Origin of the sequence: Bacillus sp. AY18-3, from assembly GCF_008042305.1 — a bacterium.
GTDB classification, from domain to species: domain Bacteria; phylum Bacillota; class Bacilli; order Bacillales; family Bacillaceae_G; genus Bacillus_A; species Bacillus_A wiedmannii.
In genome coordinates this window covers 15063-34483 of record NZ_QKQR01000020.1, presented here as the reverse complement: position 1 = coordinate 34483, position 19421 = coordinate 15063, and the positions used below count along the sequence as shown (strand labels likewise).

18 protein-coding genes and 2 tRNA genes are annotated in these 19421 nt (G+C 36.0%); all 20 read left to right on the top strand.

Translation table 11 applies throughout. The annotated features are described in order from the left end of the window. The first annotated feature begins 193 nt into the window (after window positions 1–193). Window positions 194–1063, top strand: coding sequence for a 4-(cytidine 5'-diphospho)-2-C-methyl-D-erythritol kinase (gene ispE, locus DM800_RS18470; RefSeq protein ID WP_000772096.1), 870 nt, complete (start codon window positions 194–196; stop codon window positions 1061–1063). A 54-nt stretch (window positions 1064–1117) separates the two neighbouring features. Beyond that, window positions 1118–1966, top strand: coding sequence for a pur operon repressor (gene purR / locus DM800_RS18465; RefSeq protein ID WP_000702481.1), 849 nt, complete (start codon window positions 1118–1120; stop codon window positions 1964–1966). Between the two features lie 124 nt (window positions 1967–2090). Next, window positions 2091–2465, top strand: coding sequence for a RidA family protein (locus DM800_RS18460; RefSeq protein ID WP_000869826.1), 375 nt, complete (start codon window positions 2091–2093; stop codon window positions 2463–2465). A 152-nt stretch (window positions 2466–2617) separates the two neighbouring features. Then, entirely contained in the window at window positions 2618–2911 is a 294-nt protein-coding gene (spoVG, locus tag DM800_RS18455; RefSeq protein WP_000454042.1) for a septation regulator SpoVG, read from the top strand. A 324-nt stretch (window positions 2912–3235) separates the two neighbouring features. Continuing rightward, complete coding sequence (gene glmU, locus DM800_RS18450) at window positions 3236–4615, top strand: bifunctional UDP-N-acetylglucosamine diphosphorylase/glucosamine-1-phosphate N-acetyltransferase GlmU (protein WP_000071045.1); 1380 nt, start codon at window positions 3236–3238, stop codon at window positions 4613–4615. 18 nt (window positions 4616–4633) lie between these two features. After that, window positions 4634–5587: a ribose-phosphate diphosphokinase gene (locus DM800_RS18445; protein WP_000107420.1), complete on the top strand. Its 954-nt coding sequence runs from the start codon at window positions 4634–4636 to the stop codon at window positions 5585–5587. A gap of 72 nt (window positions 5588–5659) precedes the next feature. Continuing rightward, window positions 5660–6220 carry an aminoacyl-tRNA hydrolase gene (pth, locus tag DM800_RS18440; protein ID WP_304488577.1) on the top strand — a complete coding sequence of 187 codons (561 nt, stop codon included), beginning with the start codon at window positions 5660–5662 and terminating at the stop codon, window positions 6218–6220. Window positions 6221–6290: 70 nt separating this feature from the next. Further along, complete coding sequence (locus DM800_RS18435; RefSeq protein ID WP_000399441.1) at window positions 6291–6515, top strand: anti-sigma-F factor Fin family protein; 225 nt, start codon at window positions 6291–6293, stop codon at window positions 6513–6515. Window positions 6516–6620: 105 nt separating this feature from the next. Further along, window positions 6621–10151 carry a transcription-repair coupling factor gene (gene mfd / locus DM800_RS18430; protein WP_000579706.1) on the top strand — a complete coding sequence of 1177 codons (3531 nt, stop codon included), beginning with the start codon at window positions 6621–6623 and terminating at the stop codon, window positions 10149–10151. 136 nt (window positions 10152–10287) lie between these two features. Continuing rightward, window positions 10288–10824: a stage V sporulation protein T gene (spoVT, locus tag DM800_RS18425; RefSeq protein WP_000648313.1), complete on the top strand. Its 537-nt coding sequence runs from the start codon at window positions 10288–10290 to the stop codon at window positions 10822–10824. Window positions 10825–11056: 232 nt separating this feature from the next. Beyond that, entirely contained in the window at window positions 11057–12658 is a 1602-nt protein-coding gene (locus tag DM800_RS18420) for a putative polysaccharide biosynthesis protein (protein ID WP_147787315.1), read from the top strand. Between the two features lie 12 nt (window positions 12659–12670). Further along, entirely contained in the window at window positions 12671–14131 is a 1461-nt protein-coding gene (gene yabN, locus DM800_RS18415) for a bifunctional methyltransferase/pyrophosphohydrolase YabN (RefSeq protein ID WP_000014264.1), read from the top strand. A 14-nt stretch (window positions 14132–14145) separates the two neighbouring features. Further along, the gene (locus tag DM800_RS18410) at window positions 14146–14421 is read left to right on the top strand and encodes an RNA-binding S4 domain-containing protein (RefSeq protein ID WP_001234876.1); all 276 of its coding nucleotides are present in this window, start codon (window positions 14146–14148) and stop codon (window positions 14419–14421) included. A 58-nt stretch (window positions 14422–14479) separates the two neighbouring features. After that, a complete protein-coding gene (yabP, locus tag DM800_RS18405) occupies window positions 14480–14788 on the top strand; it encodes a sporulation protein YabP (protein ID WP_000368630.1) in 309 nt (102 codons plus the stop codon). Beyond that, entirely contained in the window at window positions 14785–15438 is a 654-nt protein-coding gene (yabQ, locus tag DM800_RS18400) for a spore cortex biosynthesis protein YabQ (RefSeq protein WP_000059764.1), read from the top strand. Before yabP ends, yabQ begins: the two co-directional genes overlap by 4 nt. Further along, window positions 15435–15794 carry a cell division protein DivIC gene (gene divIC, locus DM800_RS18395; RefSeq protein ID WP_001208737.1) on the top strand — a complete coding sequence of 120 codons (360 nt, stop codon included), beginning with the start codon at window positions 15435–15437 and terminating at the stop codon, window positions 15792–15794. Before yabQ ends, divIC begins: the two co-directional genes overlap by 4 nt. A gap of 87 nt (window positions 15795–15881) precedes the next feature. Continuing rightward, a complete protein-coding gene (locus DM800_RS18390) occupies window positions 15882–16370 on the top strand; it encodes a S1 domain-containing RNA-binding protein (protein WP_000021454.1) in 489 nt (162 codons plus the stop codon). Window positions 16371–16530: 160 nt separating this feature from the next. Further along, window positions 16531–16604, top strand: a tRNA-Met gene (locus tag DM800_RS18385). A gap of 13 nt (window positions 16605–16617) precedes the next feature. Then, window positions 16618–16689 (top strand) — tRNA-Glu (locus DM800_RS18380). Window positions 16690–16949: 260 nt separating this feature from the next. Then, window positions 16950–19421, top strand: coding sequence for a stage II sporulation protein E (spoIIE, locus tag DM800_RS18375; RefSeq protein WP_147787314.1), 2472 nt, complete (start codon window positions 16950–16952; stop codon window positions 19419–19421).

The window sequence follows — 19421 nt, the reverse complement described above, 5'->3', positions numbered from 1 at the left end:
TAAGATACTTTCTATGCTACGGTAGCCGAGGAGTGATTCCTCGGCTTTTTGTACTCGAAAAGGTGCCATCATTTTACATAAGTAGTTTCATTCTGAATGCTTTTCGTTATAATTAGGGAAGTGTCATCGTCTTACTATAAATTTATGGTAAAATAAACGATAAAAGATTGAGTACATAGAGTGGGTGAATAGATTGAAGCTACTAGTGAAAGCACCAGCAAAGATTAATCTGTCGTTAGATGTACTGGGAAAAAGACAAGACGGATATCATGAAGTGAAAATGATTATGACAACAATTGATTTAGCGGATCGTTTAGAACTAATGGAATTAGCAGAAGACCGTATTGAAATTTTATCCCATAATCGGTATGTCCCAGACGACCAAAGAAACTTAGCTTATCAAGCAGCGAAATTATTAAAAGAGAAGTTTAATGTGAAAAAAGGCGTATCTATTACTATTGAAAAAACGATTCCAGTAGCAGCTGGATTAGCAGGTGGAAGTAGTGATGCAGCAGCGACATTACGTGGCCTTAATAAATTATGGAATTTAGGGCTTACAATTGATCAGTTAGCAGAGCTTGGCGCAAAAATCGGATCAGATGTATCGTTTTGTGTATATGGTGGGACAGCAATTGCCACTGGAAGAGGAGAGCAAATTGAGCACATAAAAACTCCACCTTCTTGTTGGGTTATTTTGGCAAAACCCCATATTGGTGTATCTACTGCTGATGTGTATGGAAATTTAAAGTTAAATCGAGTTACACATCCAAATGTAGATAAAATGGTTAACGTCATAAATGCTGGGGACTACAAAGGGATTTGTGATACTGTTGGTAATGTTTTAGAAGATGTAACGTTTGCGATGCATCCTGAAGTTGCACGTATTAAGGCACAGATGAAGCGATTTGGTGCGGATGCCGTATTAATGAGTGGAAGTGGCCCAACCGTATTTGGTCTTGTGCACCATGATTCGCGAATGCATCGTATATATAACGGATTAAAAGGATTTTGTGAACAAGTATACGCAGTACGTTTATTAGGAGAGCGAGAAACGCTTGAATAAAGACGTATAATACGTTATGATTTGTTTAGAATATTCGTGATTTGAGGTGAGAGTATGAAAATTAGACGAAGTACAAGATTAGTCGATATGACGTATTACTTGTTACAAAACCCTCGTCAGCTAGTTTCTCTCACTTTTTTTGCTGAAAGGTATCAATCAGCTAAGTCTTCCATTAGTGAAGATTTAGTTATTATTAAGCAAACGTTTGAACAACAAGGGGTCGGCACATTGCAAACGGTACCAGGAGCAGCAGGAGGAGTGAAATATATACCATATATAAGTGAGGAAGAGGCAGATCTAATTATTGGTGAGCTTTGTAGCTTATTTGAAAATCCAGATCGTATTTTGCCTGGTGGTTACTTATATATGACAGATCTTTTAAGTAATCCTCGCCATATTAATGGCGCAGGTCGTTTGTTTGCTTCTGTTTTTGCTAGGCAACCAATTGATGCGGTTATGACGGTGGCAACGAAGGGGATTCCACTTGCTTATGCGGTGGCAAATTACTTAGATGTACCGGTAGTAATTGCAAGGAAAGATAATAAGGTAACAGAAGGCCCAACTGTTAGTATTAACTATGTATCAGGTTCTTCTAAGCGAATTCAAACAATGACGTTAGCAAAGCGTAGCCTTCCAGAGGGATCAAATGTTTTAATTATTGATGACTTCATGAAAGCTGGCGGGACAATTCAAGGTATGATGAGTATGTTAGAAGAGTTTAAGGCTAATGTTGTTGGTATTGGTGTATTAGTAGAATCCACGGATATTGAAGAACGACTAATTAATAATTTTGTATCATTAATTCGTCTATCAGAAGTTGATGTGAAAGAAAAAGCGATTCAAGTGGAAAAGGGAAATTATTCACTGGCACCATTTGATGAAGGGCTTGTAGAGGCTGAGTAAAAAGGTAAAGCAGATCGCTTTATCTTTTTTTTATTCTATTTATAAATTATAAAATAGATGGACAAACTGCTTTTCGTGCACTATTTTTAAAGAGTAAAAATAAATAATAAAAGGGTGAAAAAATATGAAAGTTGTTCAAACAAGCAATGCACCACAAGCAATTGGACCATATTCACAAGGGATTATTGTAAATAATATGTTTTACAGTTCAGGACAAATTCCGTTAACTGCAAGTGGAGAGCTTGTAGCAGGAGACGTGACAGTACAAACAGAGCAAGTATTTCAAAATTTACAAGCGGTATTAGAAGAAGCAGGTGCTTCATTTGATACAGTAGTAAAAACAACAGTATTCTTAAAAGATATGGATGATTTTAATGCTGTTAATGAAGTATACGGCTCTTATTTCTCTACTCATAAGCCAGCTCGTTCTTGTGTACAAGTAGCAAAATTACCGAAAGATGTTTCAATTGAAATCGAAGTAATTGCCCTAGTTAAGTAATCTTTTGTAAGCGATAACCTCCACTAATCTCTATATTCAATTACATTAAAAATTTTTATCTTAAAAATTTTTAAAAAATTAAAGGGAAAATAGAAATTTTGTGGAATTTATACAAATATATCGCTTATTTAGAAAAGGGTGGTGAACACAAGATGGAAGTGACTGACGTAAGATTACGCCGCGTAAACACAGAAGGCCGCATGAGAGCAATTGCCTCTATTACTCTAGACCATGAATTTGTTGTTCATGATATTCGTGTAATTGATGGTAATAATGGATTATTTGTAGCAATGCCAAGTAAACGTACTCCAGATGGAGAATTCCGTGACATTGCACATCCAATTAATTCTAATACACGCTCTAAAATTCAAGATGCGGTTTTAACAGAGTATCATCGTTTAGGCGAGTTAGAAGAGGTTGAGTTTGAAGAAGCGGGTGCTTCGTAAAATTCGAATGAAAAGGGCTTTTTAAAGAAATCCCTATAATTTTGCAACAAACTCCTGTAAGCATTTACAGGAGTTTGTTTTTTTTTGTTTGGTTTTATCTATTTCGTACGGAAAATTCTGAATTTATTAAAGTGAAGAGGAAAACTTCTAATTTTTTCAAAATCATTTTAAATAGTATAGCTTATTTCTTAAAAAAGATACTAAAGAGTAAAACATCGTATAAGAATTATGGTAAAATTTAATAGTTAAAATGTGTTTCTTGAAATATATGATGATTTAGGATAATATCGTTAATGGATAAATAGGTTGCGATGGAGGGTCTATATGTCAAACAGATTTGCAGTGATTCTAGCTGCAGGCAAAGGCACACGTATGAAGTCTAAGCTATACAAAGTGCTTCATCCTGTATGTGGAAAACCTATGGTACAACATGTTGTCGATCAAGTAACGCAATTAGGATTGCAGAAACTTGTAACAGTCGTAGGACATGGTGCTGAAATGGTACAAGAACAGCTAGGAAACGTAAGTGAGTTTGCATTACAAGCAGAACAACTTGGTACAGCACACGCTGTCGATCAAGCTGCAAGTGTACTTGCAAATGAAGAAGGAACAACTTTAGTTATTTGTGGTGATACGCCGCTAATAACTGCTGAAACGATGGAAGCATTGCTTCAGCAACATAAAGAAGCAGGGGCAATGGCAACGGTGCTAACAGCTTACATAGAAGAACCTGCTGGATATGGTCGTATCGTTCGTAATGAGAATGGTCATGTTGAAAAGATTGTTGAGCATAAGGATGCAAATGAGAAAGAATTAGCTATTAAAGAAATCAATACAGGTACGTATTGTTTTGATAATAAAGCTTTATTCGCCTCACTTTCTAAAGTTTCAAATGATAACGTACAAGGTGAATATTACCTGCCAGATGTTATTGAGATTTTAAAAAATGAAGGTCATATCGTATCGGCTTATCAAACAGAGCACTTCGATGAAACGTTAGGTGTTAACGACAGAGTCGCTCTATCGCAAGCGGAAATTATTATGAAAAACCGTATCAACCGTAAAAACATGGTAAATGGTGTTACAATTATTGATCCAAGTAACACGTATATTTCTGCTGATGCAATTATCGGTAGTGATACAGTTCTTCATCCAGGAACAATTATTGAGGGGAATACTGTAATTGGTTCTGATTGTGAAATTGGACCGCACACAGTAATTCGCGATAGTGAAATTGGAGATCGTACGACAATTCGACAATCTACTGTACATGATAGTAAACTTGGTACAGAAGTATCGGTTGGTCCATTTGCACATATTCGCCCAGATTCAGTTATTGGAGATGAAGTACGCGTTGGAAACTTCGTGGAAATCAAAAAAACTGTTTTTGGTAATAGAAGTAAAGCTTCACACTTAAGTTATATCGGGGATGCACAAGTTGGAGAAGACGTGAATCTTGGTTGTGGTTCAATTACGGTGAACTATGACGGTAAGAATAAATTCAAAACTGTGATTGGTAACGGGGTATTTATTGGATGTAATTCAAACCTTGTCGCTCCTGTAACAGTTGAAGATGGTGCTTATGTGGCAGCAGGCTCTACAATTACAGAGAATGTTCCATCAAAAGCATTATCTGTAGCACGTGCACGTCAAGTTAACAAAGAAGACTATGTTGATCAATTGCTGAATAAGAAAAAATCATAATGTGGAGGGTTAATCTAGATGTCGACTCAATATCTAAATTCTAATTTGAAAGTATTCTCTTTAAACTCTAATAAGGAACTTGCTGAGCAAATTGCAAAGCACATTGGAGTAGGACTAGGAAAATGTTCTGTTGATCGTTTTAGTGATGGAGAAGTTCAAATTAACATTGAAGAAAGTATCCGTGGTTGCGATGTATTCATTATTCAATCTACAAGCTTCCCAGTAAACGAACATATCATGGAATTACTTATTATGATCGATGCATTAAAACGTGCATCTGCAAAAACAATTAATATTGTTATTCCTTACTATGGTTATGCGCGTCAAGACCGTAAAGCGCGTTCTCGTGAACCAATTACATCGAAACTTGTAGCAAACTTGCTTGAAACAGCAGGTGCAACTCGTGTAATCACTCTAGATTTACATGCTCCACAAATTCAAGGGTTCTTTGATATCCCAATCGACCACTTAATGGGTGTACCGATTCTTTCAGATTACTTTGAAACAAAAGGTCTTAAAGATATCGTAATCGTGTCACCAGACCACGGTGGGGTAACTCGTGCTAGAAAAATGGCAGATCGCCTAAAAGCACCAATCGCTATTATTGATAAGCGTCGTCCTCGTCCGAACGTATCCGAGGTAATGAACATTATCGGTAATATTGAAGGTAAAACAGCAATTTTAATTGATGACATCATTGATACAGCTGGTACAATTACATTAGCAGCAAACGCTCTTGTTGAGAACGGTGCTTCTGAAGTATATGCTTGCTGTACACACCCAGTATTATCTGGTCCAGCAATTGAGCGTATCCAAAACTCAAATATTAAAGAGTTAGTTGTAACGAACTCTATCGTATTACCAGAAGAGAAGAAAATCGACAAAGTACATGAACTTTCAGTTGCTCCACTAATCGGAGAAGCAATCATTCGTGTATACGAAGAAGAATCTGTAAGTGTATTATTCAATTAATTGGATAGAATGAGACGTAACCAAGATTGGTTACGTCTTTTCGTATCGAAAAAAGAAAGTAGTGGTACAAGAATGAAATTGATAGTAGGACTTGGGAACCCAGGTAGAGAATATGAATTAACAAGGCATAATATTGGATTTATGGCGATTGATGAACTTGCAAAGCGTTGGAATATTTCTTTGAATGAACAAAAATTTAAAGGAGTATTTGGTGCAGGATTTGTTAATGGAGAAAAAGTAATCTTATTAAAGCCACTTACATATATGAATTTATCTGGGGAAAGTATTCGACCACTCATGGATTACTATAAAATTGATGTTGAGGACTTCGTTGTTCTGTACGATGATTTAGACATCCCTGTAGGTAAATTACGCCTTCGTATGAAAGGTAGTGCTGGTGGACATAATGGTGTGAAATCAACAATTTCACATTTAGGAACACAAGGGTTTCAACGTATCCGCATGGGAATTGATCGTCCGAAAAATGGCATGAAGGTAGTAGATTACGTATTAGGACGTTTTACATCGGAAGAAATTCCTGATGTGAGTCATTCTATTGAAAAAGCAGCGGATGCATGTGAAGAATGGTTAAATAAACCTTTTCTTCAAATCATGAATACCTTCAATAGTTAAGGGTATGATTGGGAATATTTTGTCTTGTTTTTACCCATACTAGTAGTAATTGGATTTTTAGGAGGCTAGTATGGAAGGGTATTATTATTGCAGACATTGCGGGAGTAATGTAGGCTCCGTTACTGCAGAAAAAGTGTATAGCGACGTTTTATTTCAACTAACAGAGCAAGAAGTAGTAGAGATGATTCATTTTCATGAGAATGGAAATATATATATAAAAACGATTTGTGAATCGTGTCAAGAAACGCTCGCATCTTATCCTGAGTATTATGAATATGAAAAATTTCTGCAATAAAATGTTGTCGCTTTGGCATGTCCAAAGCATTTTTCTGTTTTCTTTTTCCAAAATATTTGCATAAAATATAGTGGCTTGCTCTTTATGTTGAGAGGGGTTTTGAAAATGATAGGTTTATTAGAGCAATTTTATAAAAATGAAGAGATCCAATCGGTTATTAATGGACTAGAAGATGGTTTAAAAGAACAACTTGTATCAGGTATGGCAACCTCTTCTCGTTCGTTATTAATGGCGGCCTTATATAAAAAAACAAAAAAATCACAACTTATTGTGACGCATAATTTATATCAAGCACAAAAAGTGCATGAAGATTTAGTGGCGTTACTTGGTGAAAAAGATGTGTGGTTATACCCAGTAAATGAATTGATAGCATCAGAAATTGGTGTTGCAAGCCCAGAATTGAAGGCGCAACGTATTGAAGTATTGAATCGTTTAGCGGCAGGAGAGAACGGGATTATTGTAGCGCCAGTTGCAGGACTACGCAGATTTTTACCAATGAAAGAGTTGTGGAAGCAAAGGCAAATCGAAATCAATCTAGGGCAAGAGATTGATTTAGATACATTCTTGCATACTTTACATCATATTGGTTATGAACGTAAGTCGATGGTAGAAGCTCCTGGGGAATTCAGTTTGCGCGGGGGAATATTAGATATTTACCCATTAACTGAAGAGTTACCATTTCGTATTGAATTTTTCGATACAGAAGTTGATTCTATTCGATTATTTGATGTGGATGAACAGCGCTCTCAAGATAAAAAAGAAAGTGTTAGATTTGGTCCAGCAACAGAGTTTTTATTTTCACAGGAAGAATTGAAGTCGGGAATTGAGCATCTTGAGGAAGGCTTGACTAAGACGATGCAAAAACTTTCCGATGATAAATTGAAGACTACAGTGCTTGAAACGGTAAGTCATGAAATTGAGATGTTAAAAAACGGGCAAAGTATAGAACAGATGTTTAAATATTTATCTATTTTCTATAAAGAACCTGCTAGTCTGATAGATTATTTACCTGAAGATGGTATTGTGGTTTTGGATGAGATTTCTCGTATTCAAGAAACGGCATCACATCTTGAAACGGAAGAGGCGGAATGGTATATATCACTTCTTGGTGAGGGAACAATTATTCAAGATTTATCTTTCTCACACTCGTTTGAGGAATTTCTTCATCATAAAAAAAGAAGTTTTGTATATTTAACGTTATTCTTACGTCATATAGCACATACACATCCGCAAAATATTGTGAATGTGACATGTAAAACAATGCAAGATTTCCATGGGCAGATGCAGTTGTTGAAAACTGAAATTGATAGATGGAACGAAGGGCATTTTACGACTGTTGTGCTCGGCACAGATGATGAACGTGTAAAAAAACTACAACATATTTTAAGTGATTATGATATTGAGGCAGATATCGTAGAGGGCACAGATATATTATTGCCTGGAAGGTTGCAAATTGCTGTAGGTGATTTACATGCAGGATTTGAAATGCCGATGCAAAAGCTTGTTGTTATTACTGAAAAAGAGCTTTTTCATAAAAAAGTTAAAAAATCACAACGTAAGCAGAAGTTATCTAATGCTGAACGTATTAAAAGTTATTCGGAATTAAAAGTTGGAGATTATGTAGTTCATGTAAATCATGGTATAGGTAAATTCTTAGGTATCGAGACACTAGAAATTAATGGTGTTCATAAAGATTACTTGAATATTAAATATCAAGGTAATGATAAGTTATACGTTCCAATTGAACAAATTGACCAAGTGCAGAAATATGTAGGATCTGAAGGTAAGGATCCTAAAGTTTATAAATTGGGCGGAAATGATTGGAAAAAGGTCAAAACGAAAGTTGAAAAATCTGTACAAGACATTGCGGATGACCTAATTAAACTATATGCTGAGCGCGAAGCTTCAAAAGGTTATGCATATACACCAGATACGGCAGAACAACAAGAATTTGAATCTTCTTTCCCATATCAAGAGACAGAGGATCAATTACGTTCTATTGACGAGATTAAGAAAGATATGGAACGTGGACGTCCGATGGATAGGCTTCTTTGTGGTGATGTAGGATATGGAAAGACGGAAGTAGCTATCCGTGCGGCATTTAAGGCAATTATGGATGAAAAACAAGTTGCAATTTTAGTGCCGACAACGATCCTTGCACAACAACACTATGAAACAATTCGAGAGCGTTTTCAAGATTATCCAATCAATATAGGATTATTAAGTAGATTCCGTACGAGAAAACAGCAAAATGAAACAATTAAAGGCTTAAAAGATGGTACGGTAGATATCGTAATCGGAACGCATCGTATTTTATCTAAAGACGTTACTTATAAAGATTTAGGTCTTCTTATTATTGATGAAGAACAAAGGTTTGGTGTAACGCATAAAGAAAAAATTAAACAATTAAAAGCAAATGTTGACGTGTTAACATTAACGGCAACTCCGATTCCGCGTACACTCCATATGTCTATGCTTGGTGTGCGTGACTTATCTGTTATTGAGACACCACCAGAAAATCGTTTCCCAGTCCAAACGTATGTAGTAGAGTATAATCCAGCGTTAATGCGAGAAGCGATAGAACGAGAGCTTGCAAGAGGTGGGCAAATTTACTTCCTATATAATCGTGTGGAGGATATCGAAAGAAAAGCAGATGAAATTTCGATGTTAGTTCCAGACGCGCGTGTAACGTATGCACATGGGAAAATGAACGAAGGTGAATTAGAGTCTGTTATGCTATCGTTTTTAGAAGGGCAGCATGATGTTCTTGTAAGTACAACAATTATTGAGACGGGTGTAGATATTCCGAATGTAAATACGTTAATTGTATTTGATGCAGATCGTATGGGATTATCGCAGCTGTATCAGCTTCGTGGTCGTGTTGGACGTTCTAATCGTGTTGCATATGCATACTTTGCATACAAACGAGATAAAGTGTTATCAGAAGTTGCAGAGAAGCGTCTGCAAGCCATTAAAGAGTTCACAGAGCTTGGGTCAGGTTTCAAAATTGCGATGAGAGACTTATCCATTCGTGGTGCAGGTAACTTGTTAGGAGCCGAACAGCATGGATTTATTGATTCTGTCGGATTTGATCTATATTCTCAAATGTTAAAAGATGCAATTGAACAGCGTAGAGGAACAGATGGGGTTGAAAATACAGTTAATGTTGAAATTGATTTAGAAGTAGATGCATATTTACCAGATGCTTATATTTCAGATAGTAAACAAAAGATTATGATGTATAAACAGTTTAGAGGTGTTTCTGCAATTGAGGATATTGAAGAGTTGCAGGAAGAGATGATAGATAGATTTGGTGATTACCCGCAAGAAGTTGGTTACTTATTGCAAATTGCAAATATTAAAGTATTGGCAATGAAAGAACAAATTGAGTTAATTAAGCAAAATAAATTTGAAGTGACAATTCTGTTCTCAGAACAAGCAAGTCAAAATATTGATGGCGGAAAATTATTCATGCTTGGAAATAGTTTTGGACGTATGATTGGTCTAGGAATGGAAGGATCGCAATTGAAAATCGTTATGAAAACAAATGGTTTAGAGACATCGAAGTGGTTAACAATTGCTGAAAATTTATTAAAAGGCCTACCAGATGTAAAAAAAGAAGTCATAAATGCCTAATATAAGATAAAAAAATACAATTCGGCGTGCATAGAAGAACTAATGTGTAAAATACTATGTCTAACAGTTGGTGATTTTTACATGAACAGGTAAATTCACCACTTTGATCATCAGTAGAAAGTGAGGCAGCATTAGAATGAAAGCAACTGGAATCGTACGTCGAATTGATGATTTAGGTAGGGTAGTAATCCCGAAGGAAATTCGTAGAACTTTACGTATTCGAGAAGGAGACCCACTAGAAATATTTGTTGATCGCGATGGAGAAGTGATTTTGAAAAAATATTCTCCAATTAGTGAACTAGGTAATTTTGCAAAGGAATATACGGAAGCTTTATACGATAGCTTAGGACATAATGTGCTTGTATGCGATCGTGATTCTATTATCGCAGTAGCAGGCGTATCTAAAAAAGAATACTTAAATAAAAGTGTTGGCGATTTAATTGAGAAGACAATGGAAGAGCGTAAGTCTGTAATTATGACAGATGAAAGCGAAATTTCAATTATTGATGGAGTAACAGAAAAAGTGAGTTCCTATACAATTGGCCCGATTGTTGCGAATGGGGATCCAATTGGAGCTGTTGTTATCTTCTCTAAAGAGGATATTATAAGTGAAGTAGAGCATAAGTCAGTAAATACAGCTGCAAGCTTTTTAGCGAAACAAATGGAGCAGTAAGGCTATATCGAATTTTAGAAGTAGCAATCTTTCCTAATTATGATATTTCTTTTTGAGAAATCAAATATTTGGAGATATATGTATATTGAATGAAGGTAGCGCTTTGCTACCTTTTTTCGTTGAACATTTCTAGCGTTGCACGAACGTATTATTACTCGTGTAGGCAAGGAAGCTTGTCCTTTTCTTTATGATATAATACGAGGGGTGAGAATAGAAAAAGGAGTTTTCTTGTATGGAATCGAAGAAGTATCAAGCCTTTTGGCGTGGGGCTATTATATTAACAATCGCAAGTTTTGTTACAAAGGTATTAAGCGCTTTTTACCGTATTCCATATCAAAATATAGCGGGTGATATTGGTTTTTATATTTACCAACAAATTTATCCGTTTTATGGATTTTGTTTAATTTTAGCTACTTATGGGTTCCCCATTATAATTTCAAAAATGGTTGCGGAACGATTAGAGCGAGGGAAACAACAAGAAGCAGAAGAAATTATCTGTGTATCTTTTTGGTTTTTATTAGGAATTGGTTTCGTAGGCTTTTTTACATTGTTTTTTGGTGCCGAAACAATTGCAGCAGCCATGGGTGATATACACTTAGATAAGTTATTACGTGTTATTTCATTTTCATTCATATTGATGCCGTTTTTATCTGTAGCAAGAGGATATTTTCAGGGGTTCAATAATATGATGCCAACAGCTGTTTCGCAAGTGATAGAACAAACAATTCGTGTTTCTATTATTGTATTTTTATCTCTATCCCTAATTGCTCGCGGATTTGATTTATATACAGTGGGTGCAGGTGCTATGTTAGGTTCAATCGCAGGCGGACTAATTGGGATTATCGTACTTGTACTTTATATGCGTCATGACTTTCGTTCTATATTTTTCAAGAGTGTAAAGAGAATTAAGGGAAAAAAGAGGATCATTAAAATTCTGTTTTGGCAGGGATTGGCGATTTGTGTTAGTAACTTAGTACTTATTTTTATACAAATGGCTGATTCCATTTCCTTCTATTCCTTACTTATTGGGGCAGGAGAGCAAGCTGAAAGTGCAAAGGTATTAAAAGGTGTTTACGACAGAAGTATCCCGCTTATGCAATTAGGTACTGTCGTGACAACTTCTTTCTCATTGTCACTTATTCCAATTATTACAGCGGCGAAGGAAAGAGGAGATCTTTCCTTTATTCGAGAAAAGGTAAAGTTAGCAATGAAAATAACATTTGTTATTGGATTTGCAGCTGCCATTGGATTAACTTGTATTATTCAGCCTACGAATATTATGTTGTTTGAAAATAGTGATGGGTCAGATGTTTTATCCATTTTATCTTTATCTATTTTATTTAGTTCATTGTCGATTACAACTGCTTCTATTTTGCAAGGGTTAGGACAAACATTAAAACCAGCAATATTCGTTATATTTGGGGGTTGTTTAAAGTTAGCTTTAAATTATACATTAATGCCGTATTTTGGTGTGAAGGGAGCTGCAATTGCAACACTAGTTGCGTTAATTGTAATTTCTGTGCTAAATAGTGCATTACTTATGCAAGCTGTATCCGAATCGCTTATCGATAAGCGTAATATGTTAGGTGTAGTTATTAGTGGTATCGGTATGGGGTTTGTATTAATAATATTTATACGTTTGATGCAAATGTCTGGATTAGTAATTGATACAAGGCATAGAGGAATTGCAACACTTGAGGCATTGTTAGGTGTAGCTATCGGTGGATTAACATATGTGTTTTTAATTTTAAAATTACGTGTATTTACAAAAGCGGAAATAGGAACCGTTATGAAAAAAGAGAAAAAAGAAGGTTCATTGAAGAAGAGTGGATAGAGGTGGCAGGTTGTGAGTGGAATCATTACTATTTTAGGATTAGGTGCTGGTGAGTTAGATCAGTTAACGATGGGTGTATATCGAAAAATAAAAGAAGCAGATCACATGTTTGTTAGAACGAAGGAACATCCCGTTATAGAAGAGTTGGAGAAAGAAGGTATACAATATACAGCCTTTGACAGTGTATATGAAGCGCATGATACATTTGAAATTGTATATGAAACAATCGCCAATACATTGTTAGAACAAGCTGAAGGCACAGAAATCATCTATGCCGTGCCAGGGCATCCGCTTGTAGCGGAAAGAACGGTTCAGCTACTGTTGGAAAAAGGTGAAGTAGCGAATGTTGAAGTGCGCATTGAAGGTGGACAAAGTTTCCTTGATCCTATGTTTGCGAGTCTAAAGATTGATCCGATTGAAGGATTCCAATTAATTGACGCCACATCATTTGAAAGAGGACAATTAGAATTACGTCAACATTTAATCTTTTGCCAAGTATATGACGCATTCGTTGCATCTGATGTGAAATTAACATTAATGGAGATGCTATCAGATGATTATGAAGTGTATATCGTAACAGCTGCAGGGACTTCATTTGAACAAGTTAAAAAGGTGCCGTTGTACATGTTAGATCATGAAACAGAGTTGAATAATTTAACGAGTGTATATGTACCACCAGTTAAAGAACGTGCGTCCTTGTATCAACAGTTTGATGTGCTTAGAGAAATTATTGCAGACCTTCGTGGACCGAATGGTTGTCCGTGGGATAAAAAGCAAACACATCAATCTTTAAAGAAGTATTTAATTGAGGAAGCTTATGAAGTGTTGGAAGCAATTGATGAAGAGGATGATGATCACTTAGTAGAAGAACTGGGTGATATATTATTACAAGTTATGTTGCATGCTCAAATCGGGGAGGATGAAGGTTGGTTCTCTATAGATGATATTATTCGAACTTTATCTGAGAAAATGGTTCGCCGCCACCCGCATGTATTTGGGAATACGGATGTAAATAATGCCGATGAAGTAATTGCCAATTGGGAAGAAATTAAAAAACAAGAAAAAGGATTCGTGAAAGAATCTGTTTTAAATGGGGTTCCAAAAAGTTTGCCACAGTTACTACGCGCCTATGAAATCCAGAAAAAAGCTGGCAAAGTTGGTTTCGATTGGGTTGATGTACAACCGATGATAGAGAAAGCCTTAGAAGAATGGCAAGAGTTCCAACAAGAAGTTACAAATATGGATGAGGCGAAAATGTTAGGTGAATTTGGCGATTTACTATTTGCGTTTGTGAATATAGCTCGTCATTATAAAATAGATCCCGAAGAGGCGTTACGTTCAACGAATGAGAAATTCGTCGGTCGTTTCTTATACATGGAAGCAAAGGTAGCTGAAATGAATAAAGAGATGCAAGATTTATCATTAGAGCAGTTAGACGTTTTATGGGAAGAGGCAAAACAAACAGAGCGTTAATAGGGGGATTTGATATGCGTCTAGATAAGTTTTTGAAAGTATCACGTTTAATTAAAAGAAGAACATTAGCGAAAGAAGTAGCTGATCAAGGAAGAATATCAATTAATGGTCAAGTGGCAAAAGCGAGTTCAGATGTAAAAGTAGCTGATGAATTAACAATACGTTTTGGTCAAAAAATAGTAACTGTAAAAATAAACGAATTGAAAGAAACGACTAAAAAAGAAGATGCAGCAAATATGTATAGTTTAGTTCGCGAAGAAAAAGTAAAGGCTGAAGAAGGCTTGTTCTAAAATCAATTATCCCTTCATACATTACTATTAGCTAGTATAAATCTATGGGGGGATTTACGTGGATAATGGTTACTCACCTATGTCTTCTAATCAACAAAATGTTTCGGTAGAGCATGATATTATTATGCGTGGCAGGCGTGTAATTGATATTACCGGTGTAAAGCAGGTAGAGAGTTTTGATAGCGAGGAGTTTTTACTTGAGACCGTAATGGGTTTTTTAACAATTCGTGGTCAAAATTTGCAAATGAAAAATTTAGATGTAGAAAAAGGTGTTGTATCGATTAAAGGGAAAGTTCATGAGATGCTGTATATTGATGAGAATCAAGGGGAGAAAACTAAAGGATTCTTTAGTAAGTTGTTTAAATGAGCCTAACAATTCAGTTGTATACGATGCTCTCAATGATCGGAATGGGTGCTTGGATTGGAGCGTCTTTAGATACATACCAACGATTTTTAAAGCGGCAAGAACGTAAACGTTGGCTTGTATTTATTCATGATATACTATTTTGGATTGTCCAAGCATTATTCGTTTTTTATGTACTGCTTCTTGTAAATGAAGCTGAACTACGTATATATGTATTTTTGGCATTATTATGTGGTTTTGCGGCATATCAAAGCTTATTGAAAGCAATATACATGAGACTGTTAAATTTTCTCATCTATATTTTTATGCAAACAACACACTTTTTTGTTCAAATTATAAAGCTACTCATGATAAAACCTGTTATTATTATAGCGCAGCTATTTATTGCATTTATATTATTCTTATTTCGTATACTGCTTTCAATTGGACATGTGTTATGGAAAATGGTGATTTGGATATTACTTTTCATATGGAAAGTTTTTTTCTGGCCTGTTCGATTTATTGCTTCGCTCATATGGAAACTTCTCCCTAATCGTGTTAAACTTTTTATAATGAAACATGTAGGGTTCCTGCAATATATAGCAAAATTGAAGGGACACATCTTCCAATTATGGGGGCGTATAAAAAAGAAGTTAGGGGGACCTCGGAAATGAGGGAACTGAGACAAAGAACAATCGAAAAACAGAGTCCAAATCCTGTTAAAGAGCATATAATACAAACGGATGAGAACAGGAAGCGACTTTATCGCCGTTTAGCGGTTTTTCTTGTCTTTGCTTTTACAATTATTGCGAGTATTAGTGTAACGTTTTATCAACAAAACAGTTCCATTAGAGCAAAAGAAGCAAAAGTTAAGGACATGAAAAAAGAACTGGATTCATTAACGAATAAAGAAAAGAGTCTAAAAGACGAAGTTCAAAAGTTGAATGATGAAGAGTACGTATTAAAGATTGCTAGAAGGGATTATTTCTTCTCTGGAAAAGGGGAGATAATTTTTCCTGTTTCTAAGTAGAGTATGTCTTATTGACACTATATTTTAGGATTATATATAATAAAGTAAAATTTGACTTTTTAACCACTAAGGAGGAGCATTTTTTTTATGTCAATCGAGGTAGGCAGCAAGTTACAGGGTAAAGTAACAGGTATTACAAATTTTGGGGCTTTTGTGGAGCTGCCAGAAGGCTTAACGGGTCTTGTTCATATTAGTGAAGTTGCTGATAATTATGTGAAAGATATTAACGATCACTTAAAAGTGGGCGACCAAGTAGAAGTAAAAGTTATTAACGTTGAAAAAGATGGTAAGATCGGTCTATCTATTAAAAAAGCGAAAGAGCGTGAAAAAACAGAAGGAGATCGTCCACGTGGTGAATACCAACGCGGTGGCGGTGGCGATCAACAACGTTCTGGACGTCCACAACGTAATCGTTCTTTCAACAGAGATAACCGTGGCGGCGGTAACGAACGAGCTCCAAAAGAAACATTCGAGCAAAAGATGGCACGTTTCTTAAAGGACAGTGAAGATCGTTTAACTTCTTTAAAGCGTAACACAGAATCTAAACGTGGTGGCCGTGGCGCACGTCGCGGATAATAAGAACGTTTAATTCTTAGCATATAGAGAGGTACCCAGGGCGATTGCTCGGGGTGCTTTTTTATATGTGAAAATATATTTTTAAAAAAGTTTTCAAGATGTGTTGACTTTAAAATATATCTGAGGTAAGATACTAATTGTCCGTTAAATAAGACGACATGGCGGTGTAGCTCAGCTGGCTAGAGCGTACGGTTCATACCCGTGAGGTCGGGGGTTCGATCCCCTCCGCCGCTATATTTAATTTAACGGCCCGTTGGTCAAGTGGTTAAGACACCGCCCTTTCACGGCGGTAACACGGGTTCGAATCCCGTACGGGTCATCCTAAAAAGATCATGCAAATTTGCATGATCTTTTTTTGTTAAATAAATTAAGACATACAACACTTCTACAAAATCACCCTATATTTTCTGAATGTTCAATTAAAATAGTGAGAATAAATTACATACCGTGTATATATGTAGAGTTATTTCGAATAAAAAGTCGAACGATTATAAAAGTGAAAACTGTTGTTTTGACAAAAATCCCAATAATCATCTTTTATAATGACAGTAATTAAACTATGCAGGTGGTGTTAAAAATATGCCTAAAGCAGGAAGGAATACTATGAATACAAGTGCATTGGCAATGAATGAGAGTCAGCTTGGAGCAGTAAAGTGGACGAGTAAGTTGCGAATGAAGTTTGAACAGGTTTTCTTTAGATGGGGATTTATTATTGTTGTTATTGGTTTTCTTTTGGGACGAGCATATATATTAACAAACATTTTACCGTTTGCACTGCCGTTTTTTGCTGCTGTTTATGTTATGAAGCGGGATAAAATGCCGCTCGCGTTCTTGGCTCTTATGGGGGGCGCACTTTCAGTTTCGATAGATAATTTATTCTTTACCTTTGCATCTATTTTTACTTTCTTCATTTATAATATCTTCTTTAGTCGGTTTACACGTAAAACTGTTGGACTTGTTCCATTCCAAGTATTTATCTCCGCATTAACCGCACATTTAGTTGTCGTATATTTCGCGCAACAAACTGTCACCATGTACGATTTACTCGTTAGTACGATTGAGGCAGGGCTTAGCTTCGTATTAACTATGATATTTTTACAAAGTGTTCCGCTTTTAGTAGAACGAAAAGGTAAACAACAAGCGCTAGAGACAGAAGAAATTGTTTGTTTAATTATATTACTAGCATCTGTTTTAACAGGGACAACAGATTGGTTTGTATATGACGCTTCTATTCAACATATTTTTACTAGGTATTTAGTGCTCGTGTTTGCATTTATTGCGGGGGCTGCTACAGGATCTACAGTGGGGGTCGTCACTGGATTAATATTAAGTTTAGCCAATGTCTCCAGTTTGTCTCAACTTAGTCTACTTGCTTTTTCTGGGTTGCTTGGTGGTTTGTTAAAAGAAGGGAAGCGTTTAGGTGTTAGTTTAGGTTTATTAATTGGGACGAGCTTGATTACGCTATATGTAGACAAGCAAACAAACATTGTGACAACTTTAATTGAATCTGGTGTGGCGATTATGTTCTTCTTATTAACACCGAAACTTGTTATGGATCGTATTGCTAAATTCATGCCAGGCACACAGGAACATTCGCAAGATCAACAACAGTATTTAAGAAGGATGCGTGATGTTACAGCGAATAAAATTAATCAATTTGCCAATGTATTTGCTGCTTTATCTAATAGCTTTTCTGTATATGGATATGTGGAGGAGGAAGATAAAGAGACAGAAGCGGATTTGTTCTTAAGTACAATTACTGCAAAAACATGTCAAACATGCTTTAAAAAGGACCAATGCTGGGTAGTTAATTTCGACAAAACGTACGATTATATGAAACAAATAATGAGTGAAACGGAAGAGGGGACGTTGCAGCATAATCGGAAGTTAGTTCGTGAATGGGACAAGCATTGTGTGAGAGGGAAGAAAGTGACGGATTTAGTAGCGGGTGAATTAGATCACTTCTATGAAGGACAAAAATTACGAAAACAAATGAAAGAAAACCGTAGAATAGTAGCGGAGCAACTATTAGGTGTATCAAAAGTTATGGAGGATTTTGCTAAGGAGATCCAAAGAGAACGAGAAAATCATCAAGTGCAGGAAGAACAGATTATGCAAGCGTTTCGTGATTTTGGCGTAGAAGTAGAGCATGTTGATATATATTGTTTAGATAGAGGAAGTATTGATATTGAAATGTTGATTCCAGTTGCATCTAATGAACATGGAGAATGTGAAAAGTTAGTTGCGCCGATGCTTTCTGACATTCTAAAGGAAAATATTGTTGTTAAACATGAAGAAAAATCTTCTTATCCGAACGGCCACAGCTTAATATCATTTGGTTCGGCAAAAACGTATTCTCTTGATACTGGGTTGGCCACAGCTGCAAAAGGCGGTGGGTTTGTTTCTGGTGACTCTTATGCGATGATGGATTTAAGTGTTGGTAAATATGCGCTTGCAATTAGTGATGGTATGGGAAATGGGCAAAGAGCTCATATGGAGAGTAAAGAAACGGTAAAATTATTACAAAAAATACTTCAATCAGGCATTGATGAGGAAATAGCGATTAAATCTATCAATTCTATTCTTTCTTTAAGAACAACAGAAGAGATGTTTACGACGTTAGATTTAGCTATGGTGGATTTGCGGGATGCGAGTGCGAAATTTTTAAAGATTGGATCGACGCCGAGTTTTGTTAAACGCGCGAACAATATTTTGAAAATTGAGTCAAGTAATTTGCCGATGGGCATTATTGAGGATGTTGAAGTTGATGTAGTAGGTGAACAATTAAAAACGGGCGATATCCTTATTATGATGAGCGATGGGATTTTCGAGGGAGCGCAACATGTAGAAAATCATGAACTATGGATGAAACGAAAAATTAAAGAATTACAAACCGAAGATCCGCAAGAAATTGCTGATATCATTATGGAAGAGGTGATTCGCTCTTGTGATGGTTATATAAATGATGATATGACTATCGTTGTGGCGAAAGTGAAGAAAAATATGCCGAAGTGGGCTACGATTCCAATTGTAGGAATGCAGGCACAATAA